At 60.8% G+C, this 21,746-nt stretch carries 22 protein-coding genes; 10 read left to right on the forward strand and 12 right to left on the reverse strand.

Annotated features, from left to right (window positions below):
- Positions 1 to 65: 65 nt before the first annotated feature.
- Together NW808_RS10265 and NW808_RS10270 are read right to left on the reverse strand one after the other, a co-directional pair.
- The gene (locus NW808_RS10265) at positions 66 to 1,373 is read right to left on the reverse strand and encodes a recombinase family protein (protein ID WP_414421116.1); all 1,308 of its coding nucleotides are present in this window, start codon (positions 1,371 to 1,373) and stop codon (positions 66 to 68) included.
- 86 nt (positions 1,374 to 1,459) lie between these two features.
- Entirely contained in the window at positions 1,460 to 2,440 is a 981-nt protein-coding gene (locus NW808_RS10270; RefSeq protein WP_414396080.1) for a 30S ribosomal protein S1, read from the reverse strand.
- Positions 2,441 to 2,650: 210 nt separating this feature from the next.
- On the opposite strand from NW808_RS10270, the gene obgE reads away from it, so the two are divergent.
- The 4 genes from obgE to NW808_RS10290 all read left to right on the forward strand — a co-directional run bounded on the left by obgE (position 2,651) and on the right by NW808_RS10290 (position 5,492).
- Entirely contained in the window at positions 2,651 to 3,790 is a 1,140-nt protein-coding gene (obgE, locus tag NW808_RS10275; RefSeq protein WP_414396118.1) for a GTPase ObgE, read from the forward strand.
- A complete protein-coding gene (locus NW808_RS10280; RefSeq protein ID WP_414396082.1) occupies positions 3,744 to 4,100 on the forward strand; it encodes a hypothetical protein in 357 nt (118 codons plus the stop codon). The genes obgE and NW808_RS10280 overlap by 47 nt, the downstream gene beginning before the upstream one ends.
- 9 nt (positions 4,101 to 4,109) lie before the next feature.
- Positions 4,110 to 4,805, forward strand: coding sequence for an L-threonylcarbamoyladenylate synthase (locus NW808_RS10285; protein WP_414396083.1), 696 nt, complete (start codon positions 4,110 to 4,112; stop codon positions 4,803 to 4,805).
- Between the two features lie 69 nt (positions 4,806 to 4,874).
- On the forward strand, positions 4,875 to 5,492 hold the full coding sequence (locus tag NW808_RS10290; RefSeq protein WP_414421117.1) for a PAP/fibrillin family protein: 618 nt from the start codon (positions 4,875 to 4,877) through the stop codon (positions 5,490 to 5,492).
- A 22-nt stretch (positions 5,493 to 5,514) separates the two neighbouring features.
- Here NW808_RS10290 and NW808_RS10295 read toward each other — a convergent pair whose 3' ends face one another.
- The 6 genes from NW808_RS10295 to trpC form a co-directional block, all read right to left on the reverse strand.
- Positions 5,515 to 6,144, reverse strand: coding sequence for a hypothetical protein (locus tag NW808_RS10295; protein ID WP_414410182.1), 630 nt, complete (start codon positions 6,142 to 6,144; stop codon positions 5,515 to 5,517).
- Between the two features lie 76 nt (positions 6,145 to 6,220).
- Positions 6,221 to 7,276, reverse strand: a complete 1,056-nt coding sequence (locus NW808_RS10300; protein WP_414421118.1) for a sirohydrochlorin chelatase — start codon at positions 7,274 to 7,276, stop codon at positions 6,221 to 6,223.
- A gap of 195 nt (positions 7,277 to 7,471) precedes the next feature.
- Complete coding sequence (locus NW808_RS10305; RefSeq protein ID WP_414421119.1) at positions 7,472 to 9,760, reverse strand: heavy metal translocating P-type ATPase; 2,289 nt, start codon at positions 9,758 to 9,760, stop codon at positions 7,472 to 7,474.
- Positions 9,761 to 9,850: 90 nt separating this feature from the next.
- The gene (locus NW808_RS10310) at positions 9,851 to 10,045 is read right to left on the reverse strand and encodes a copper chaperone (protein WP_414396091.1); all 195 of its coding nucleotides are present in this window, start codon (positions 10,043 to 10,045) and stop codon (positions 9,851 to 9,853) included.
- A gap of 58 nt (positions 10,046 to 10,103) precedes the next feature.
- Positions 10,104 to 10,343: a DUF5340 domain-containing protein gene (locus tag NW808_RS10315; protein ID WP_414396092.1), complete on the reverse strand. Its 240-nt coding sequence runs from the start codon at positions 10,341 to 10,343 to the stop codon at positions 10,104 to 10,106.
- A 40-nt stretch (positions 10,344 to 10,383) separates the two neighbouring features.
- Positions 10,384 to 11,301, reverse strand: a complete 918-nt coding sequence (trpC, locus tag NW808_RS10320) for an indole-3-glycerol phosphate synthase TrpC (RefSeq protein ID WP_414421120.1) — start codon at positions 11,299 to 11,301, stop codon at positions 10,384 to 10,386.
- 229 nt (positions 11,302 to 11,530) lie between these two features.
- Between trpC and hmpF the strand changes: the two genes are divergently transcribed.
- Both hmpF and lysS read left to right on the forward strand, forming a co-directional pair.
- Positions 11,531 to 13,240: a pilus motility taxis protein HmpF gene (hmpF, locus tag NW808_RS10325; RefSeq protein WP_414421121.1), complete on the forward strand. Its 1,710-nt coding sequence runs from the start codon at positions 11,531 to 11,533 to the stop codon at positions 13,238 to 13,240.
- A 97-nt stretch (positions 13,241 to 13,337) separates the two neighbouring features.
- Positions 13,338 to 14,876, forward strand: a complete 1,539-nt coding sequence (gene lysS / locus NW808_RS10330) for a lysine--tRNA ligase (RefSeq protein WP_414421122.1) — start codon at positions 13,338 to 13,340, stop codon at positions 14,874 to 14,876.
- A gap of 30 nt (positions 14,877 to 14,906) precedes the next feature.
- Here the strand turns inward: lysS and groL are convergent, their stop codons facing one another.
- Together groL and NW808_RS10340 are read right to left on the reverse strand one after the other, a co-directional pair.
- Positions 14,907 to 16,529, reverse strand: a complete 1,623-nt coding sequence (groL, locus tag NW808_RS10335; RefSeq protein ID WP_414405214.1) for a chaperonin GroEL — start codon at positions 16,527 to 16,529, stop codon at positions 14,907 to 14,909.
- A 214-nt stretch (positions 16,530 to 16,743) separates the two neighbouring features.
- The gene (locus NW808_RS10340; protein WP_414396119.1) at positions 16,744 to 17,073 is read right to left on the reverse strand and encodes a 30S ribosomal protein PSRP-3; all 330 of its coding nucleotides are present in this window, start codon (positions 17,071 to 17,073) and stop codon (positions 16,744 to 16,746) included.
- A 173-nt stretch (positions 17,074 to 17,246) separates the two neighbouring features.
- Here NW808_RS10340 and cutA point away from each other — a divergent pair, with 173 nt between their 5' ends.
- Both cutA and coaD read left to right on the forward strand, forming a co-directional pair.
- Positions 17,247 to 17,582: a divalent-cation tolerance protein CutA gene (gene cutA, locus NW808_RS10345; RefSeq protein WP_414421123.1), complete on the forward strand. Its 336-nt coding sequence runs from the start codon at positions 17,247 to 17,249 to the stop codon at positions 17,580 to 17,582.
- A 22-nt stretch (positions 17,583 to 17,604) separates the two neighbouring features.
- The gene (coaD, locus tag NW808_RS10350; protein ID WP_414390724.1) at positions 17,605 to 18,084 is read left to right on the forward strand and encodes a pantetheine-phosphate adenylyltransferase; all 480 of its coding nucleotides are present in this window, start codon (positions 17,605 to 17,607) and stop codon (positions 18,082 to 18,084) included.
- Between the two features lie 16 nt (positions 18,085 to 18,100).
- On the opposite strand, the gene psbQ is transcribed toward coaD, so the two are convergent.
- The gene (gene psbQ, locus NW808_RS10355; RefSeq protein ID WP_414410174.1) at positions 18,101 to 18,499 is read right to left on the reverse strand and encodes a photosystem II protein PsbQ; all 399 of its coding nucleotides are present in this window, start codon (positions 18,497 to 18,499) and stop codon (positions 18,101 to 18,103) included.
- Positions 18,500 to 18,660: 161 nt separating this feature from the next.
- Between psbQ and NW808_RS10360 the strand changes: the two genes are divergently transcribed.
- Entirely contained in the window at positions 18,661 to 19,839 is a 1,179-nt protein-coding gene (locus NW808_RS10360) for a TRC40/GET3/ArsA family transport-energizing ATPase (protein ID WP_414421124.1), read from the forward strand.
- A gap of 40 nt (positions 19,840 to 19,879) precedes the next feature.
- Positions 19,880 to 21,235 carry an FADH(2)-oxidizing methylenetetrahydrofolate--tRNA-(uracil(54)-C(5))-methyltransferase TrmFO gene (trmFO, locus tag NW808_RS10365; protein WP_414421125.1) on the forward strand — a complete coding sequence of 452 codons (1,356 nt, stop codon included), beginning with the start codon at positions 19,880 to 19,882 and terminating at the stop codon, positions 21,233 to 21,235.
- 245 nt (positions 21,236 to 21,480) lie between these two features.
- Here the strand turns inward: trmFO and NW808_RS10370 are convergent, their stop codons facing one another.
- Positions 21,481 to 21,702: a zinc ribbon domain-containing protein gene (locus NW808_RS10370; protein ID WP_414421126.1), complete on the reverse strand. Its 222-nt coding sequence runs from the start codon at positions 21,700 to 21,702 to the stop codon at positions 21,481 to 21,483.
- Positions 21,703 to 21,746: the final 44 nt, after the last annotated feature.

A 21,746-nucleotide genomic window follows, 5' to 3' on the forward strand; every position in this document is an offset into this window, starting at 1 on the left:
GGAAGCAGGAAGAAAGCCTCAACCTGGAGCACAAGTCCGCTTTTGTCCGGGGTTGTAGAAGTCTTTCAGAGCGGATCAAAGGCAAAGGTAATCTGCACAGCCCCCGTGGAATCCACCTCAACCTTGCGCAGGACTTCCCGCAGGTAGGCGCGGCGCTCGCTTTCGCTGAGATCCTGCCAGAAGGGCGGGAGGGAGAGGGTTTGGACGGTCTGGGTGAGGTTGGCAGGGGGGAGCTGCTCTAGCTTTTGGGCCAAGCGGGCTGTCTCTGCTCGCAGCTGGTAGCAGCGCTGGGCTAGCGAGGGCTCGTCCAGCAGGCCGGCTTGTCGCAGCTCTTCCAGTTGCCGCAGCCGCTCGGCGTTGGCCTGGAGTTGGGCCTGGAGCTGTTGGCGAGTTTGGGCTAGAGCCTGCCGATCCAGCGTCTGGAGCCGTTGGGGCAACTGCTCACAGACCTGTCGAATCACCTCCTGCAGGACTTCAGCGTAGCGGAGGCTATAGCGGCAGGTTTGGCAGCGCAGGTAGAGGTAAGAAGAGCCGTTCCTTTTGCCCTTGCTGGGGGTTGTTTGCACAATGCGTAGCAGGCTGCCACAGGCCCGGCAGTGGACGAGTCCGGCCAAGGCGCGGGAGGCGCTGGCGCTGCGGCGCGGGATCCCTTGGTTGCGTTTCAGCCAGCGATCGATCTGGGCGGCTTCGGTGCGGCTGAGGAGAGCTGGGTGAGTATCGCGCAGAACAGTACCGTCGGCGTAGGCCAGATCCCCCCGGTAGACCGGGTTGAGCAGCCAGTTGCGCCCGGTGGCTACTGAGATGCGCTTGTGGTGCTTCTCCGCAATGAAGCGCACCGCCTGCCGCAGAGATCCGTAGAGGAGAAAGTGCCGGAAAAAATCCTGAACAATGGGGGCCTGGCGGCAATCGGGGATATAGCGACCCCCTTCGCGGCGGTAGCCAAAGGGAGGCGGCCCGGGGGGAGGCTTGCCTGCCAGACGGCTTTGAGCCTGGCTTTGACGGCGACGGCGGCTTTGCAGGTGATGGGGAACCTCAGCTAGCAGCGGGATCCACTCGCCAGCAGTGCTAGGGGTTTGTAGGCCATCTGCCCTGACCAGGCTAAGGCGGACCCCAGCCTGTTGGATTTGCAGCAGCCGCCCGTGCACCTCATCCAGCTGATCTCCCAAATCCGCCAGGCGCACCAGCAGCACCTGATGCACCGAGCCACTGGCCACGCCCTGCAGCAGCTCCTCCAGGTAGGTACGGGATCCCCAGTCGTGCCAGAGAGGATCAGCCCCGTGAGCTTTTAGCCAAGCCAGCTCCTCTTCTGGCCAAGGAGCATAGGCCGGCGTGTAGAGGTAGCCGCAGACGCCCATGGACAAATCTCCTGCCACCGCCGCTGCCCTCCTGCTCGGCTGCCCCCCTACGATCCCAGGTGAAGGCCGCGACGGCCAGACCAGCGCGCCTCAGGCCGCCTGCCCTATTCCGCTGCTGTTGCCGCATATTCCAGCTCTTCTTCTGCCACCCTCAAGGGTGCCTCCTCGACCTGTTCCGCCTGTCCTTGCTTGGCAGCCCGCAGTTGCTCGCGGTACTTGGCTGCCATTTCCTCGGCTTTCTCGTAAACCAGCTTGGGATCCCGCAGCATATCGCCGGGATTGGGCTCCAGCTGCTTAGTTGATAGCGAGATCCGGCCCCGCTCCGCGTCTAGGTCGATGATCATCACCTTCACTTCGTCGTTGACGTTAAAGACGCTGTGGGGTGTGTCGACGTGCTCGTGGGAGATCTCGGAAATGTGCAGCAAGCCGGAAACGCCGCCAATGTCAATGAAAGCACCGTAGGGCTTGATGCCGCGCACCGTGCCAACCACCACCTCGCCCACCTCCAGCTTGTTCATCTTCCGCTCCACTAAAGCCCGGCGATGGCTCAACACCAAGCGGTTGCGGTCTTCGTCCACCTCGAGAAACTTCAAGGGCAGCTCCTCGCCCACTAGCTCTTCCTTGGGCTTGCGGGTGCTGATGTGGGAGCCGGGGATAAAACCGCGCAGCCCCTCGATGCGCACCAGGGCGCCCCCGCGGTTGGTGGCAAAAATGGTGGCCCGCACCGTGGCATCCTCTTTTTGGAGCTGGCGCACCCGTTCCCACGCCCGCATGTACTCAATGCGGCGGATGGAGAGGGTCAGCTGCCCCTCCTCGTTCTCTTCAGTGAGGATGAAGAACTCGCGCGTCTCTCCGGGCTGGAGTACCTCGTGGGGATCTTCCACCCGGCTGATAGACATCTCCTGCAGCGGCAAGAAGGCAGCGGTTTTGGCCCCAATGTCGATTAACGCGCCACCCGGTTCCACCGAAAATACTGTGCCGGTTACAATTTCGCCGGGGCTGAAGCGATAGTCGTACTTGTCCAGGAGAGCGGCAAAGTCCTCGGTGGTAAAACCTACGTCGGCAGCAGCGGTAACTCGAGTCATAGGAGCTTACTAGCAGAGCAGTTGCGCAAGTTCAAACCACAGCCAGACCTAGACTAGGAGAAGGCATGGGCATGCCTCCACCTTCACACCCAAAAGGGTAGGTCTTGGAAACACTATCCTAGCTTAAAAAAGAAGCTCTTGTAGCAAATTTCCTCGCCCTCCTGCCAAGCTAGTAAGAAAGTAGCCCAGGGAGCGTTGGGAGAAAGGCAGTTGCATTTCATTGACCAGGTGGAGATTGAGGTACAGGGGGGAAATGGGGGGGATGGCATTGTGGCCTTCCGCCGCGAGAAGTACGTGCCTGCCGGCGGACCCTCGGGCGGCAATGGGGGGCGGGGCGGCTCGGTGATCCTAGTGGCAGATCCGGGGCTGCAGACTTTGCTGGACTTTCGCTTCCAGCCGGTCATCAAAGCCGAAAACGGCTCCAAAGGAGGACCCAACCAGCGCACGGGGGCCAGCGGGGCAGATCGGCTGGTGCGGGTGCCCTGTGGCACGATGGTGTTCAACGCAGAAACGGGCGAGCTCCTTGGAGATCTGGTGCAGCCAGGGGATCAGCTGCTGGTGGCCCGGGGCGGCAAAGGGGGCTTGGGCAACGCCCACTTCTTGAGCAACCACGATCGCGCCCCCCGCCGTTTTACTAGGGGCCAGCCGGGGGAGCGGGTGCGGCTGCGCCTGGAGCTGAAGCTCATTGCTGAAGTGGGGATCGTCGGCCTGCCCAACGCCGGCAAGTCAACCTTGATTTCCGTGATCTCCTCCGCCCGGCCTAAGATTGCCGATTACCCCTTCACCACGCTACAGCCCAATTTGGGGGTGGTGCCCCATCCCTCGGGCGATGGGGTCGTGTTTGCCGATATTCCCGGTCTCATTGAGGGAGCCCACCGAGGGGTGGGACTGGGGCATGACTTTTTGCGCCATGTGGAGCGCACGCGGCTGCTGATTCATTTGGTGGACGGCACGGTGGCCGATCCTGTCAGGGCTTACCAAGTTGTGCAGCAGGAGTTGCGCGCCTACGGCCACGGGCTCATCGACAAGCCGCAGATTGTGGTTTTAAACAAAATCGACGCCCTCGAGCCGCAGGAGGTTGTCGAGCGAACCCAGCGGCTTGCAACCGCCGTCGGCGCTCCAGTCTTGGCCATCTCGGCAGTGGCCAGGCAGGGTTTGGATGCTCTCCTGCAGCGAGTGTGGCAGAGTCTGGGCCGGGATCCAGAGCCCCCTCGACCTGGGGGCAAGATCCAGCTAGCGGCGCCTCAAGAGAAGCCTAGAATAGGAGTGCCCCCGCTTCCCCCAAGCCCAGAGATGAGTGGCTATGTACGTCTCCGAGGAGGATCTGCCACCCGACTTGCGCCAGATTAAGCGGGCCGTTGAGCAGGCGACGCAGGCAAGGGCAGGATCCTGTCTGGAGCTGGCAATGCTGCTGCGCCTGTTGGAGGATCTGCACCGCACCATTTTGGAGGGAGCCTTCCAAGAAGCTTTGCCCAACACCCGGCAAGAGCTCTATCAAGTACTTCAAGAACTAGAGGAGGCAGGTGACTGGCCCTACCTGCCGCGTTTGCACATCCAGGCGCTGATGCAGCAGCTCAAAGACTGGCCGCAGAGCTCCCTGTCGGTGCCGCCCACCCCTCGTCCTGTGGTGGAGGTCTCGGAAAGCCGTTCTGAGTCTTGACGTTTTCTGATGGCCGAATACTTCAAGCTCCATCCCCAACACCCCCAGCCCCGCTCCATCCAGCGCATTGCAGCCGCGCTCCGCGAGGGGGCGGTCATGCTTTATCCCACCGACACGGTCTATGCCATCGGCTGCGATGTCACTCACAAGCAGGCAGTGGAGCGGGTGCGGCACATCAAGCGGCTTTCTAACGACAAGCCTCTTACCTTTCTGTGCCCTTCGCTTTCCCAGATTGCTCAGTATGCCCAGGTGAGCGATCCCGCCTATCGGCTGATGCGGCGGCTGATCCCTGGCCCGTTTACGTTTTTGTTGCCAGCCACCAAGCTGGTGCCTCGGTTGGTGATGGATCCCAAGCGAAAGACCACTGGCATCCGCGTGCCCGATTCGGCCATCTGTCAGGCGCTGTTGGCCGAGTTGGGTAACCCCATCGTCTCCACCTCGGCCAAGCTGGGCAGGGATCCCATCGGCTCGTTGGAGGTGGGCTTTGATCCGGCAGCGGATTGGGAGGAAGGGGGAATCTTTACCGCCGAGGAAATGCGCCAGTTGGAGAAGCAAGTGGATCTGATAGTGGATGACGAGGCTCCCTATCGGGCCCAGGTCTCGACCGTCATCGATCTCACAGGGCCGGAGCCGCTGCTGGTGCGGGCCGGGCTGGGCTACAAGCAGGTGGCGGATCTGCAGTGGGCAAAAGAGCCGGGCAATTGAGGCACAGACCCTGGGTTTTCCGCCTAGCTGCTTGCTCCTAGAATAGGGTCGTCCTGCCGGTATGGTCCCATGCCTGAAACCTTAGCTGAAAAAAAGTCGGCGCTGTTGCAGCTTTTGGAGACGACCGACCGGGGCCGCAGGGTTTCCCCTAGCCAAAAAAACCAGATTCTGGCTCACATTGCCGCCCTAGAAGTCCTCAACCCTACCCCTAACCCCCTAGCAGCTCCTGAACGGTTGGAGGGGACTTGGCTGAACCTGTTCACCACTAGCGCCGCTTTGTTGCGGCTGGCCCCTTTGCCCCTTTTGACCACCGGCGAGATCTATCAGTGCATTCGAGCCCAAAAGAGCCAAGTCTTTAACGTGGCCGAAATCCAGGGATCCGGCTGGCTGCCGCGGGGGATCTTGGCGGTGGCAGCCCGCTTCTATCCGGCGTCGGAACAGCGGGTCAAGGTGCTGTTCGAGCGGCTGCTTGTGGGACTCCAGGCGTTGATGAGCTACGAGATCGAGAGCTTTCTCTATCTGCTCGAACGGGATCCCAACCGGATCCCGGCTATCAAGATTGACCTGGGTTGTCGCAAGCCAACGGGCTGGCTGGATATCACCTATTTGGATGAGGATCTGCGGATTGGCCGTGGCAGCCAAGGGAGTCTCTTCGTGCTCAGGCGGGTAGGCGAGGGTGGCAGCTAGCTGGAGACGCACTACCCCACGGCTAAAGCCGGGGGTCTTCACCTCGCGTTTTCTCGATGAGAGCGAAGCTGATCTCACAGAGGGTCTCCAGGGCCCGGTAGGACGCTTGCAACGCCTGCAACTTCTCTTGGGACTGTTCCAGTTGCCGGGCCCATTCCTCTTGTTGAGAGTGCAGCTTTTGGTTTTCCCATTTTGTGCACTGTAGAAGGCGCTCGAGTTGCTGCTGCCGCTGCTGGAGCTGGGCTTGCTCTGCTTTTGCCTGCTGTAGTTGGATCCCTTGGCGTTCCAATTCTGCCTCCAGGGCAGCAACTTGGGATTGCAGCTGGCGCAGCGCTTGCTCTGGGCTAGGCTTGGGTCGTAGTCGCGGCTGGCCGCCGTGATCGGCAGGATCAAACGGAGATAGAGCTTCTAGCAGCGCTTCTCGGAAGCTGCCCCAAGAGGTCGACTGCAACGCCAGCCGGGCCAGCCACCAAACCCCATAGGCAGCCCCCAGCCCAGCCGCTAGGCCAGGGATCCCAGCCAAGGAGAGGGAAATCTTGGGCAGAGTCGGCAGGATCTGATCCAGCAGAGCCACCACCCCGGCGAAGACGAGGAGCCCGCTCCCTGCAGCAGCAGCACCGGAGATCCAAAAGGAGCGGACAAGCCTCGTCATCGGGTAGGCCAAGAAACCAAAGCCCTAAGGGGCCCACACAACGCCTGCCACCCCCCAGTTTATCCCGTCGCTCTTGCTAGGGCACCTGCCAAGCTCGTTGGTGATAGCTCTCCAAGGAGGCCCAGGGATCCGCTGCCCCTGCGGGGGCATGGTGGTGTTCAGAGTGATGGTGGTGAGGACCGTGCCCATGGGAGTGATGGTCGTGTCCATGCCCATGAGAGTGATGGTCATGGTCGTGGGGATGAGGATGGGAATGTCCTGCTCCCAGCTCTGCACTCACCGCCAGGCGAAACTTGCAGAGGTGGCAGTTCCCTGGAGTTTGGCCCTGGAGAGCCTCCTGCTCCAGTTGCTGCAGGCTGTGCAGCACCGTATCCACTATGCCCAATTCTGGCAGCATCAGCCAGTCAATCTCGGGGTGGCAGCGCCGCTGCTCCTGCACTGCCGCCTCGATTCTTTTCACCAGTACCCCTGTAAAGAGAAAATAGGGCAACACGAGAACCCGGCGCGGCTGCCAAGAGAGGGCTCGCTGCAACCCCACGGGCAGGCGCGGATGGGTAATGCCGATAAAGCAAGTCTCCACGGCCGCAAACCCAGACCCTTCCCAGAGCAGTCGAGCCAGCTTACAGGCTTCGGCGTTGGCTTCGGGATCACTGGAGCCGCGGCCGACAAAGAGCAGCACCGTCTCCGCTTCCGGGATCCGCTGCGGCTGGGCGGCCAGCAAAGTGGCCATTCGCTCCCGCAGCATTTGCAAGATCTCAACGCGGATCCCCAGCGGCGCGCCGTAGTGGACGCGCAACTGCGGGTGGAGGGCCTGGAGGCGATCCAGCTCTGTGGTCACGTCGAACTTGTTGTGGCGCGCCCCAAACAGCAATAGCGGCAGAGCCACGATCTCCTGCCACCCCTGGGCCAAGCAGTGTTCCACCCCTTGGGCAATGGTCGGCTGGGCCAGCTCCAGAAAGCAAGGGATCACCGGCCGATGGGGGGTGAGAGCTTGGTAGGTCTGGGCCAGCTCCAGGAAGGCTTGCTGTCCCTCCGGGTCACGGGATCCGTGGCCGATGAGCAACAAGGGCAAGGACGCAGAAGGGGACTGCCCAACGGTAGGGGAAGGAGAAAAACTGAGGGTATTCAACACGAAAACTCCGTTCCTTGGGAATTGCAAAGGTCCAGGAAAAAGCAGGTGGGTGTTTTCGCTGAGGGAGCGGATTGGCGCCGCACTTTCCCCAGCCTGCCTGGGCCTTTTAGGCTAGCCTGCCGCTAGTTGTTCACCAAGGCCCCCCAGGGGGATTGCCGCCTCCGGGGAGATAATTCCAGATCCTTGTCTTGATCCCTAACTCCCTCCTCTCCGAGCAAGAGGGACTGGGGGTGAGGGCTGAAAGTGCCGCAGGCGCAGGGCATTGGCCACCACCGAGACAGAGCTGAAGGCCATGGCTGCCCCCGCCAACATGGGGTTGAGCAGCCAGCCGGTGAAGGGATAGAGCGCCCCGGCAGCAATGGGGATCCCCAGGACGTTGTAGATAAAAGCAAAGAAGAGGTTTTGGCGAATGTTGGCAAGGGTAGCCCGGCTGAGTTGGATGGCGGCAGCCACACCCCGCAGATCACCCGATACCAGGGTAATGTCGCCGGTGGCCATGGCCACGTCCGTGCCCGTCCCCATGGCAATCCCCACATCGGCCTCAGCCAGGGCCGGCGCATCGTTAAGGCCGTCTCCCACCATCACCACCCGCCCCTGAGGCCGCCTAAGCTGGCGAATCAAGGCTGCCTTCTGCTCAGGACGGACTTGGGCAATGACTCGCCGGATCCCGACCTGCCGGGCAATGGCTTGGGCAGTGGTGGGGTTGTCGCCAGTCAGCATAACCACCTCCAGCCCCATCTGGTGCAGCTGCTGCACAGCTTCAGCGGAAGTGGGCTTTAGCGGATCGGCAATGGCCAGCAGTCCCAGAAAACTCTCCCCTTGAGCCACGCCAATGACCGTTTTGCCCTCGTTCTCCCAAGCTTGAGCCCGCTCCTTGCTGGCGGGATGGCAAGGGATCCCCATCGCCTGCAGCCAGCTCAGCCGACCAACACGCACCGGCTGTCCCTCTACCCAGGCTTCTATCCCCTCGCCTACTCTTGCCTGGAAGTGCTGGGCTGGCGGGAGCGCGATCCCTTCTGCTTCAGCTTTTTGCACCACTGCCCGGGCTAGCGGATGTTCTGAGTACTGTTCTGCCGCAGCCGCTAGACGCAACAGCCCTAGGGGAGAGGAGGCTGGAGTCCAGATATCGGTAACAGCGGGACGGCCAGCGGTGAGAGTGCCGGTTTTGTCCAAGACCACCGTGGCGAGGCGATGGGCCAACACCTCCAAGCTCTCAGGCCGCTTCACCAGGATCCCCAGCTCTGCTCCTCGCCCTGTGGCCACCTGGATCGAGGTGGGGGTGGCCAAACCCAAGGCACAAGGGCAGGCAATGACCAGCACCCCAACGGCATTGACCAAAGCCAACGTTGGCTTGCCCGCCAGTCCCCACCAGAGCCCAAACGTTACCGCCGCCACTCCAATGACCGCCGGCACAAACCACGAGGTCACTCGATCTGCCACCTGCTGAATGGGAGCTTTGGATCCCTGAGCTTCCTGCACCAGGCGCACGATCTGGGCCAAAAGCGTATCTTTGCCTACCCGCTGGGCCTTCATGACAAAGCTGCCGGTCTGGTTGAGAGTGGCCGCGATAACCTCATCCCCCACCGATTTGACGACAGGCAGGCTTTCCCCGGTTACCATCGACTCATCTATCGCCGAGGAGCCTTCCAGGATTACACCGTCCACCGGCACCTTCTCGCCGGGGCGCACGCGGATGCAATCTCCTACTTGCACCTCCCCAATTGGGATCTCCTGTTCCACCCCCTGGCGAATTACCCTTGCGGTTTTGGGCTGCAGCCCCATCAGCTTGCGGATGGCCTCGGAGGTTTGGGCTTTGGCCCGCTGCTCCATCCACTTGCCCACCAGCACCAGCGTGACGACCACAGCCGCTACTTCGTAGTACACCTCGGGGTGCAGCCCTTGCCGGTGGAAGAAGTCGGGAAAGAGGGTGGCAAAAAGGGAATGGAAGAAGGCGGCACTGGTTCCCAAGGCCACCAGGGTGTTCATATCGGCCGTTCGCCGCCGCCAAGCCGCCCAGGCCCCGCGATAAAACGGCTGGCCCACCCAAAACTGCACCGGTATTGTCAGCAGCAACTGCAGCCACGGATCCTGTAGGGGCAAGCCGGGGATCTCCCTCCCCAGCATCATCGGCAACGATCCCACTAGCAGCGCCGTGCTGATGCCTACTCCTATTGCCGCCCGTTGGGCAATCCGCTCTGGATCCGTCGGCTCCAGCGGTTGCCAATCGTCTTGGATGAGGTGGGCCCGATACCCCGCCTGCTCCACCGCCTGGATCAAGGCTTGGGGGCTCACCAGCCGGGGATCCCCTTGAACAATCGCCTGTTCGCTGGCAAAGTTCACCGTTTGCGCCGTCACCCCTGGCACCTGGCCCAGCGCCCGTTCAATGCCGGCAGCGCAGGAGGCACAGCTCATACCCTGGATGGCCAAGCGCCAAGTGCCGGCAGCCGATGGGGCAGAGGGGTTGGGGGTACTAGAACCAGACATGGCTGCCCTCCGAGTAAAAGCAACGCCAAAGCCTCCTTCCTCCCAACAACGAGGAAAACCCCAGCCGGGAGCTTTGTCCTGCCGACGTCGCTACGCCGGCGGATAGCCCACTTGGGCAAGAACCTGCCGCCAGTCCGTGTCTGTCTGCGCGGAGAGAATCCGCACCTGCTTAGTCTTGGGATCCGCTTCCACTTGGGCCTGGGGATCCCGTTGCCGCACCGCCTGGGCAATGGTCTCCACACAAGCCGAGCAGGCCAGCTTGGGAACCGTCAAAACAACCTGCATCCTGAAAAGCCTCTACACCTCCATAGCTCGATGCTAAGCCTTGCAGGGGGCTAGAAGGTCAAGGGGAGGGAGGCGGATCGTCCAGGTTCCAGCGGTAGTCCACTTGGTAGCCCCGCTGGCGCCACTCTTCTTCCAGTTGCAACTGTTGGGTGAGGGCCTTGCGCAAAGAGGTGATCAGCTCTTGCGTGCGGCCGCGGTTGCCAAAATCCTGTTCCTCGACTGCCGGAAACGTCTGCCGCTCCAAAACCCGCAGCAGAAACTCATAGTGGATGTGGGCTGGCACCGGAATCCGTTTCATCGATCTAGAAGGGGATCCATCTTGGTGGCTGGCGAAAAGTTTACGGGGACAACAGGGAGCGCACCGCTTGGCCAGGATCTGGCTGCGTGACCAGGGCTTCCCCCACCAGCACGGCGCGCACCCCCCAGGCCTGCAACTGCTGCAGATCGGCGAAGGTGTGGATGCCAGACTCGCTGACCACCGGCAGATCTCCCAGGCGATCCCGGTAGGCGGCTAGGAGGTTGCGTGTCGTCCTTAAGTCGACTGTAAAGGTTCTCAAGTCGCGATTGTTGATGCCAATCAACACCCGCCCCTTGGCCTGTTGCAGTTGCGGCAAGGCTAAGACTCGCTCCAGCTCCTGAGCGGTATGCACCTCCAGCAAAGCCGCCATGCCCAATCGCTGAACGAGCTTGAGGAAGTAGCCCAAGTCGGCATCCGAGAGAATGGCGGCAATCAGCAGCACCGCATCCGCTCCTAGGCTGCGGGCCCAGAGGATTTGGTAGGGGTAGAGGATGAACTCCTTGCAGAGGATGGGGATCCCTACTGCCTGGCGGATCTGGCGCAGGTACTCGCCGCTGCCCTGAAAAAACCGCTCATCTGTAAGCACCGATAGGCAACTGGCCCCCCCTGCTTCATAGCTGCGGGCAATGGCCACTGGGTCAAAGGGATCCCGGAGGATGCCGCGGCTAGGAGAGGCCCTTTTCACCTCAGCGATGAGAGAGACGGGGTGGGGGGATTGGGTGAGAGCGGCCACGAAATCCCGCACGGGGGGAGCCTGCTCCAGTTGCCGTTGCAATTCCTTGAGAGGAAGCTGCTCCCGCTGGCGCTCCACCTCCTGCTCTTTGTGCCAGACAATGGCTTCCAAAATGTGGCGCGGCTCAGCCTCGGGCGCTACTATCTGGTAGACCTGCGAGGCGACCACCACTGCTGGGGCAGGGGAACGCCGACGAATAGCAAGCGGTTCACTCTGCAGCTCCATATCGCCCCTGACCAGAACCTTTCACCTCACCCTAGATCACTCTAGGGCTAAGCGGCCAGTTTGAATAGCTACTCCAGGTTTCCCCAAGCAACCTCTGGCAAAGGCGTTTTTTTTACCCTATCGTTGAGGTTGGGATCAGCAACTGAGATGGCGGGTTAACCTGCAAGTTGAGCGGGCGGCCCTAAAGCAGGATTGAGGTTATTGCGGTCCACGTTTGAGGGGGTTAGGCGTGCTGTACCTAGCAGAGCTCTCCAAGCCACTTGGATTTGCCAAGTCGTCTCTGCAACTACTAGCTAAGCAACAGCAGGACAACACCTGGGTGGCCGTCAACGAAGAATCCATCACCCTGGATGGCCGCATTGCTCAAGAAGCCGGGCGCTTCAAGGATGGGGCGCTGGTGCTAGCAGAGGTCTCTGGCAACCGCCAGGTAACTCGCATCAGCGAAGCTGCTCGCCAAGTGGTAACCTACCTGCAAAGTTTCAGCCAACTTCAGCAAAAAGTCCGCAGCCAAGAGGAAGAGATCGAGAATTGGCGCAAGTCCCTCACCTTTCAGGCCCAAGAGCTCACCCGCCGCGAGATGGAGCTGGCTGCCCAAGAAGAGGAGGTGCAGCGGCTGTACGAGCAATACAAAGCGGTCGAGGAGGAGCGCAAACTTCTGGAGAGTCTCAAAGAGGAGCTGACCAACCAGCAAGCCTATCTGGCTGAGCAACAGCGCCTGATTGGAGAGCAGCGAGAAGCTCTCAACCGACAGCGGCAGGAACTGGAAGCTCGCTCCAGCCGCCTCAGGGAAGCCGAAGCAGCCCAGCTCCAGACTTTGTTGCAAGAAGTTCAAGAACATTTAAGCTTCTCTACGGCGCCCCTGGATCTTCTGCAAAGTTTAAAAGGCCAGGTTCAGCAGCAGCAGGAGCACTTCCACCACCAGATGGCCCAACTGGAGCAGGAGCGACAGCAAGCCCAACTTTGCCAGGAGGAGCTGGAGCGGGACTACCAAGCCTGGCGGGAGCGCCGCGCTGCCTGGTGGGGATCCCGCCATGCCCTTGAGCAAAGCCAGGCTAGCTGGCAGGTTCAGCAGCGATCCCTGCAGCTTTACCAAGAGCAACTGCAGAGGATCCTCCAGCAGTTGCACTCTCAGGAGAGCCTCCAGCAAAAAGCCTACCGCTTGGTTCAGGAGTACGACTTCATCGTTGACGGCAGCCGCAACGGAGGGGAGGAGGTGGCGGTCTCAGTGGAGGAGCTGGCGGCTTTGGTTAGCCAAATGCGCCGGGACTACGAGCAGCGGGCGGCCCAGGTTAGCCAGCAGCGGGCTGAGCTGGAGCAGAACCGGCAAACCTTACAGGGGTTACGAGCGCGGCTGGCCACCGCCTCTCCCGAGGAACGGTTTGACCTCGAAATGGAGATCGACTACGCCCAGGCTGCCTGTAGCGCCCTAGAAGAAGCTCTGCTGCCCCAAGAGAAAAACCTGCAGCGGGAGTACGAGGAACTAGCCCGCCACGAGGCTCGCCTCAAGCAGCTACAGAATCAGGCTGCCGCTCCGGTTCGAGTGGATATTGGCCCCCTCCTGAGACAGATGGCCGAGCAAAAGCAGGAGCTGCTCCAGGAAAAAGACCGCCTGCAAACGCTTGTCCACCAACTGGAAGCTTCCCTCTCAGCTCAACAGGAGCAACTGAACCGCCAACAGCAGGACCTGGAGCAGGAGTGGCAACACCTGGAGCAAGAGGAGGAGGCCCTGCGGGCCCGTGCCCAGGCAATGGCCGAAACCTGGGGGCGCCTCAACCAACTGCAAGCTGCGCTTGCTGCTGAGCAAGAGCGCTGGGCAGAGTGGACAGGGTATCTGGGGCAGTTGGAGGCGGAGCTGAGTCGATACCAAGAAGGGAGCTCCAGCGCCTGGGCTCACCTCCAGCAGGTGCAGGCCCTCTTGGCTGGCCTTGCCCAGGGATAAGCCTTAAGCCTGTCCTAGAGCCTAAGCGCCTTCTAGGGAGCGCGGGGGCAAAGCCGGGATCCTCTTCCTCGCTTGTTGGTTTCAGCAGTTTTTACTTATGTCCACCCCTTCCACTAGCAGCGAAGCCGCTCAACGGGCTGCCCGCCTAGAAAAGGTCCGCCACCTGCAGGAGCAAGGGATCCTGCCCTATGCCTATTCTTTTCCCGTCACCCACCTAGCTGCCGAGTTGCAGGCGCAATTTGCTGACCTGGAGCCTGGCGGGGAGCGGGAGGATGTCCAGGTGGCCGTGGCTGGGCGAATCCGGGCGCGGCGAGTGATGGGTAAACTCGCTTTCTTGACTCTGCAAGATCGCTCTGGCACCATCCAGCTTTACCTGGAGAAGCAGCGGCTAACAGAGCGCATGGGGGAGGTGGCTTTCAAGAACCTAGACAAGCTCATCGACGTGGGCGACTGGCTGGGGGCCAGGGGCTGCCTCAAGCGCACCGAAAAAGGGGAGCTGTCGGTGTGGGTGGACGAATACCAGATCCTGACCAAGGCCCTGCTGCCTCTGCCTGACAAGTGGCACGGCCTGCGGGATGTGGAAAAACGCTACCGCCAGCGCTACGTCGATCTCATTGTCAACCCCGAGGTCAAACAGACCCTGCTCGACCGCGCCAAGATCATCCGCTCCCTGCGGCAGACCCTGGAAGAGCGAGGCTTTGTGGAAATTGAAACGCCGGTGTTGCAGGTTATCCCCGGGGGGGCAGAGGCGCGGCCTTTTGTAACCCACCACAACGCCCTGAATCTAGATCTCTACCTCCGTATTGCTACCGAGCTGCACCTGAAGCGGCTAGTGGTGGGCGGGATCGAGCGGGTTTACGAAATTGGGCGGGTCTTTCGCAATGAGGGGATCTCCACCCGCCACAACCCGGAATTTACCTCCCTGGAGGCCTACCAAGCCTTTGCCGACTACCACACGATGATGGAGCTCACCGAAACCTTGGTGTGCAACGCCGCCCTGGCTGTGCGGGGATCCCTGCAGCTTACCTACCAAGGGGAAACCATCGACCTCACCCCTCCCTGGCGACGGGTGACGATGCAAGAGCTCGTGGAAGAGGCCACTGGCATCTTCATCGATGTGGAAAAGGGACGCTCTGAGGAGCTCTTGCCTGCTTTGACCGCCCAAGGGATCCCCAATCTCTCACCCCAGGACTCTCCTGGCCAGTTGCTGGTCAAGGCCTTTGAGCACTGCTGTGAAAGCCGCCTGCGCCAACCCACCTTTGTCCTGGACTATCCCCTGGAGGTGTGTCCGCTCACCAAGCCTCACCGCAGCAAGGCGGGGCTAGCCGAGCGCTTTGAGCTGTTCATTGTTGGGCGGGAGACCGCCAACGCCTACTCGGAGCTCACCGATCCGGTGGATCAGCGGCGGCGGCTGGAGGCCCAGGCAGCCCTAAAGGCAGCTGGCAAGGAAGAAGCCCACTTTCTCGACGAAGACTTCCTCACGGCTCTGGAATATGGCCTTCCTCCCACGGGCGGTCTTGGCCTAGGCATTGACCGCCTGGCGATGCTGCTGTGCGATGCTCCCAGCATTCGGGATGTCATCGCCTTTCCCCTGCTGCGGCCCGAAAGCTCTGCCCAAGAAAAAGCCCCCGAATAGGGGCCTAGGCTTGCAGAAGGGCTTTAATCATTACATCATTCCCGGCTTGCTCGGGCGGCCTTTGGCCGGCTTGGGCTCCGGCTTCTCGACAACCACGGCCTCCGTGGTGAGGTACATGGCGGCAATGGAAGCCGCATTTTGCAGGGCCAAGCGCACCACCTTGGCCGGGTCTACAATCCCGCGGGCAAACATGTCCACATACTCGGCGGTCAGGGCGTCGAGGCCGTAGGGCATCTCTTGCTCCAGAACCTTTTCCACCACTATTGATCCCTCCAGCCCAGCGTTGTGGGCAATCTGATAGAGCGGCGCCCGCACGGCCTGGTAGACAATGTCTGCCCCCACCTGCTCTTCGGCATTCAACTTGGCCTTAAAGTCTGGGATCCCCTTGGAAAGGTGGAGTAGCGTCACCCCCCCGCCAGGGACAATCCCTTCCTCCACGGCTGCTCGCGTGGCGTTGAGAGCATCTTCAATACGCAGCTTGCGGTCTTTGAGCTCGGTCTCGGTGGCAGCTCCCACCTTGATGACCGCCACCCCGCCAACCAGCTTGGCAATTCGCTCCTGCAGCTTCTCGCGGTCGTACTCAGAATCGGTGGTCTCCAACTGCTTGCGGAGCTGAGCTACCCGCTTTTCTACGGCCGCCTTAGTACTGCCATCGGTAACAATGGTGGTCTTGTCGCGGGTAACCGTGATCTTGCGGGCCGACCCCAGCATGTCCAGGGTGACATTCTCCATCTTGACGCCAATTTCCTCCGAGATGAGCCGGCCCCCGGTGAGGATGGCAATGTCCTCTAGCATGGCCTTGCGCCGCTCCCCAAAGGAGGGAGCCTTCACCGCCACCGCATTCAACACTCCCCGCAGCTTGTTGACCACTAGGGTAGCCAGGGCTTCTCCCTCCACATCTTCGGCAATCACCAGTAAGGGCCGCCCCTCCCGGGCCAGCCGCTCCAGCAGAGGCACCAGCTCCTGCACGTTGGAGAGCTTGTTGCTCGTGATGAGCAGATAGGCGTTTTCGTATTCCGCTACCATCCGCTCGGTATCGGTGATGAAGTAGGGAGAGATGTAGCCGCGGTCAAACTGCATTCCCTCCACTACTTCCAACTGGGTTTCCATCGACTTGGACTCTTCGACCGTGATCACCCCCTCTCGCCCCACCGCATCCATGGCCTTGGCGATCATCTCGCCTACCTCGCTGTCGTTACCGGCAGAGATAGTGGCCACCTCGGTGATGGTCTTGCGATCCTCCACCCGTTTGGCCTGGGCGGCAATCTTCTCCACCAGGTAGGCGGTGGTCTTTTCAATGCCGCGCCGCAGGGCTACAGGGTTAGCTCCTGCCGCAACGTGCTTTAGCCCCTCCTGGATCATGCTCTGGGCCAGGATGGTGGCTGTACTGGTGCCATCCCCGGCCGCGTCGTTGGTTTTGCTGGCCACCTCCCGCATCAACTGGGCACCGGCATTTTTCAAGGGATTGGCCAACTCAATTTCTTTAGCAATTGTTACTCCGTCGTTAACAATCTGAGGAGCGCCAAATTTCTTCTCTAGAACCACATTGCGCCCCTTAGGGCCAATCGTAACCTTGACTGCGTTTGCTACTTGATTGATGCCCTCTTCTAGAGCCTTGCGGGCCTCTTCCTTAAACAAAATCTGCTTTGCCATAGAATCCCTGATCCTCGCTATCTCAACTAGCAACTAGGCCACTTGTTCTAAGTGCTACCGGGCAGAGCGGGATCCTGCGAGGTCGACAGCGATCCCTTCCCTTGGCTAGGTCAAGAGTTAGCACTCTGGAACCTCGAGTGCTAATCTAGCCCAAAGACGGCAGCCTCAGCAAGATGGCCTGGATGCAGAGATAGCAGGCGGAAGCAGGGAACACTCACGAACTGTCGCTGATGAGGATGTCAGGAAACTGGGCTTGGGCTTCGCTAATGGGGCGGTCGCGCCCACCATTTTGCCAGTAGTTGATGAGCTCAGTGGCTTGGTTGAGCAAGTTGATGCGATCTTCTTCACTAATCCAGCTTTTGCTTTCCAGTTCAGCCTTAAGCTGTTCCCAAGCATCATCTCGGGGCCAGAAGAAGTAGCGGGTGAGAGGACTGCGGTTTTTGGCCACTACTTGATCCACTGCAATGGCCAAATCGTTTTGCAGCCACAAAGCTTTTAGGGCAAATTTCGGCAAGGCTTGTTTCTCCCTAGATAACGACAAGATACAAGCCCGACCTGAGCCGGGCAGAGTTCTATTGTAAACTACCCGTCCTCAGGTAGAAGGCGGTGCTCCCTCCCGGCTGGGTGGGGCTATTGAGGAGCTGGCCTAGCTCTGCCCTTTTTCTTGCGGAGCCTGAAGGGTAGGATGGGGGAGAGGAATGCCTACAGCCAGCTTTAATGGACGACAAGACCGCCCTAGAAACCCTCTCCGTGGTCATGACCACCGTGGGCTCCGAAGCCGACGCCCATCGCCTGGCCCACACCTTAGTGGCCGAGCGCTACGTGGCCTGCGCCCAGGTGCTGCCCCCGATTACCTCCCACTACCGCTGGCAGGGATCCCTGCAGACAGAGAAAGAATACTTGCTGCTGCTTAAGTTGCCCAGCAGTGCTTATCCCCGCCTGGAACAGCGGCTGCGGGAGCTCCACCCCTACCAGGAGCCGGAGATCCTGGCTCTGCCGGCTGCTCAGGTAAGCGCTACCTATCTGGCGTGGGCCCGAGAGCAGGTAGGCTAAGAAAAGCGGTACCCTCTCTAGCATGATTGCCCTCTACCCCGGCAGCTTCGACCCCATCACCTTTGGGCACCTCGACATCATCGAGCGGGCCAGCCGTCTGTTTTCCAAAGTCATCGTTGCAGTCCTGAAAAACCCCAACAAAACGCCTCTGTTTACTCCTGAGCAGCGGCAAGCCCAGATCCTCCTCTCTGTTGCCCACCTAAAAAACGTTGAGGTCGACACCTTTTCCGGCCTGACGGTGGCCTACGCCCGCCAGCGAGGGGCAAAAGTCATTGTGCGCGGCTTGCGGGTGCTATCTGACTTTGATGTCGAGCTGCAGATGGCCCACACCAACAAGCTCCTGGCTCCTGAGTTGGAAACCCTTTTCCTTGCTACTGCTAGCGAGCACAGCTTTGTCAGTAGCAGCTTAGTTAAGGAAGTGGCCAAGCTGGGCGGCCCCATTGACCACCTGGTACCCCCGCCGGTGGCTCAAGATCTGCGGGAGCGTTTCCCCTTAACTTGATCCGCTCTGTCCCCAACTACGAAAACAGGGCCTTGAGCTCTTGCAACGTCTTTCTCACCTTGGCCTGGGCAGCTTCCACCTCTGGTTGGTCGTAGGCTTTGGCGGCAAAGTCCAGTTCTTCCAAGCTGCGGCCCATTTCCTTGGCCAAGCGCAGCATCTCCCGCTTTTGCTGCTGGGGCAAGGTGTTTGCCAGGCTGGTTAGGGTCTTGCGGGTCAGGCCCATCGGCCCGTGAATGAAGGAGCGGATCTCCAGCCAATCCTCAGCGTCCACCAGGCTCTGCAGCCGCTCTACGTGTTGCTCTAGCTGCTGTAGCTCTCGGGGCAAGGCGGCAGCCGCCTGGACAGGAAGGGATCCCAGCCACAGGCCCAACGTTAGGATGGCAAGTAGCAGCAAACTGCGCCAGCGACGCATCATCCTCCACCTCCCACCTGTCTTCACCGGCTTGACTCTTGGCCATTACTTTCTCAGCAACCATATAGTGTACCTGTTGACTGCCCTCCAGCCCTTGGCTGCTCGGAGGAGAAAAGAGCAAATCGGTTAGCCTAGAACTGTAAAAGAATGTAAACGGCGCTCCCATGCAACGCATCATCCTCATGACTGGCAAGGGAGGGGTCGGCAAGACCTCGATGGCAGCGGCGACCGGCTGGCGTTGTGCCGAGCTTGGCCTAAAAACCCTGGTGCTGAGCACCGATCCGGCCCACTCCCTGGCCGACAGTTTCGACCAGCCCTTGGGCCACGAGCCGGTGGAGGTCAAACCCAACCTCTGGGGAGCGGAGCTGGATGCCCTGCAGGAGCTGGAACTGAACTGGGGATCCGTCAAGACCTACATCACGCAGGTGTTGCAGGCCCGCGGGCTGGACGGCGTGCAGGCGCAGGAGCTGGCGGTGCTGCCGGGGATGGACGAGATCTTTGCCCTGGTGCGGGTCAACCGCCACTACGACGAAGGCAAGTTCGATGTGCTCATCATCGACTCAGCCCCTACTGGCACGGCTTTGCGCCTCCTCAGCTTGCCCGATGTTTCCGGCTGGTACATGCGCAAGTTCTACAAACCTTTACAGGGGTTGGCGCGGGTGCTGCGCCCTATTGCCGAGCCGATTGTTAAAGGGCTAACCGGGATCCCCCTGCCAGATGACCAGGTGCTAGATGCCCCCTACGAGTTCTACCAGAAGATCGAGCGGCTAGAGCGCATCCTTACCGACAACCGCATCACCTCAGTGCGCCTGGTCACCAACCCCGAAAAAATGGTGATCAAGGAGTCCCTGCGGGCGCATGCCTACCTCAGCCTCTACGGCGTCGCCACCGATTTGGTGATCGCCAACCGCATTTTGCCAGAAGGGGTGGTGGATCCCTACTTTGCCGCCTGGAAGGCTGCCCAGCAGAAGTATCGCCAGCAGATCCACGAGGACTTTGCTCCTCTACCGGTGGTGGAGATCCCGCTTTACCCCGAGGAGCTGGTGGGGTGGGACGCCCTGGCCCGCCTGAAAAAGGATCTCTGGGGAGACCGCAACCCGGCGGAGGTGTTCTACGCTGAGCAGACAATGCAGGTGGTTACCGACAACGGCCAGTACCGCCTAGACCTCTACTTGCCCGGGATCCCCAAAGAGCAGGTGGAGCTGAGCAAAACTGGCGACGAGCTCAACATCCGCATTGGCAACCACCGCCGCAACCTGGTGTTGCCCCAGGCTCTAGCGGCCATGAAGCCGGCACGAGCCAAAATGGAAGAGGACTACCTGCGCATTCACTTTGCCGCCTGAGGGAGCTGCTAGCGGGGAATACCTATCTCTGGAGGCTGTGATGCACCATCCCGCGCATCCATCGCCAACCGTGGCCCCCATCCATGTGGTGGGCGGGGGGCTGGCAGGGACAGAAGCCGCCTGGCAAATTGCCCAACTGGGGGTGCCCGTCATCCTCTCGGAGATGCGCCCTGTGCGGCAAAGCCCGGCCCACCATACGGATCTACTGGGAGAGCTGGTGTGCAGCAATTCCTTCGGGGCCATAGCCAGCGATCGAGCGGCAGGGCTGCTTAAGGAAGAGCTGCGCCAACTGGGATCTCTGGTGATCGCCACCGCGGATCGCCACGCTGTGCCGGCAGGGGGAGCCCTGGCCGTGGATCGGGCTCGCTTTAGCCAGGCCCTAACAGAAGCCATCGCCAACCATCCTCTCATCACCCTGCGCCGGGAGGAGGTGACCGAGATCCCAGAAGGGATAGCTGTCCTCTGCACCGGCCCCCTGACCAGCGAGCCCCTAGCCAAGGCGCTGCAAGCCTTCACCGGCCTGGAATACCTGAGCTTTTTTGACGCTTCCAGCCCCATTGTTACCGGGGATTCCCTCAACCGCGCAGTAGTGTTTCAGGCTTCTCGCTACGACAGAGGAGAGGCCGCCTACCTCAACTGCCCCATGACAGAGGCGGAGTACGAGCGCTTCTGGCAGGCGCTGGTGGAGGCAGAACAGGTGCCCCTTAAGGATTTTGAAAAAGAGGAGCGCAAGTTCTTCGAGGGCTGCCTGCCCATTGAAGAAATGGCCCGGCGCGGCAAAGACACCCTCCGCTTTGGACCCTTGAAGCCGGTGGGGCTGGTGGATCCCCGCACGGGATCCCGGCCCTATGCGGTGGTGCAGCTACGCCAGGAGGACCGAGCAGGCAAGCTGTGGAACCTGGTGGGCTTTCAGACCAATCTGAAGTGGGGAGAACAGCAGCGGGTCTTTCGCCTCATCCCCGGCCTGGAAGCAGCGGAGTTTGTCCGCTTTGGCGTGATGCACCGCAACACCTTTTTGAACTCGCCGCAGCTTTTGCTGCCTACGTTGCAATTTCGCCGCCGTCCGACCCTGTTGGCTGCCGGCCAGTTGGTGGGCACTGAAGGCTACGCCTGCGCCGTGGCGGGGGGGTGGCTGGCCGGACAGAACGCCGCTCGCCTGGCTCTGGGGCTGCCTTTGATCACGTTGCCGCCGGAGACGATGATGGGATCCCTGTTTCAGTTCATCAGCAGCGCCGATCCCAAGTACTTCCAGCCCATGCCAGCCAATTTTGGCCTCTTGCCGGAGCTGGAGGGGCAAAAGGTTCGCAGCAAACAAGAGCGCTATGGCCGTTACCGGGATCGCGCCTTGGCTGCTTTGGCAGCAACGGGGCTGGCGCGCCAGGCGCAAACTGCCTGAGTTCCTTACCCTCCAAGCGCAAACGGCTGGCTAGCTTGGATTGACATACTCCCCGCCCTGAAGGGCATTCGCGACAGCGGGCCGTAGGCCGGGGATTCTCGTTCTTGGTTCCACGAGCGCACTTACCATGTCAGGTTGCCCCTTCATGGCAGCGGTGCCGCTCTCCCCAAGCGTTCCCTCTCTCGTTCGCGAAGCGTTGCGAAGCAATGGCGGTTTGCTACCGTTCCACACCATGCCCAGTATTTCTAAACCACGGCTAAACCACGGCGCAGGACGATCGCGTTAGCGGTGCGGAGCACTTTGATGGCTGCGTTGACATCCCTATCCAGCACCAGGCCGCATCGCGGGCAACGGTGAGTACGAGTCGGTCGCGTAAGCGGTGCGTAGCACTTTAGAGTTTTCTTCACTAGATAGCCGCACCCTGAACACTCCTGGGTGGTGTACTCCGGCGGCACGGCAATCACCACCTTGCCAATCGCGTAAGCGGGACGTAGTCCTTACACCTTGCCGT

The organism is Synechococcus sp. W70.1 (genome assembly GCF_047461515.1).
GTDB lineage: Bacteria > Cyanobacteriota > Cyanobacteriia > Thermostichales > Thermostichaceae > Thermostichus.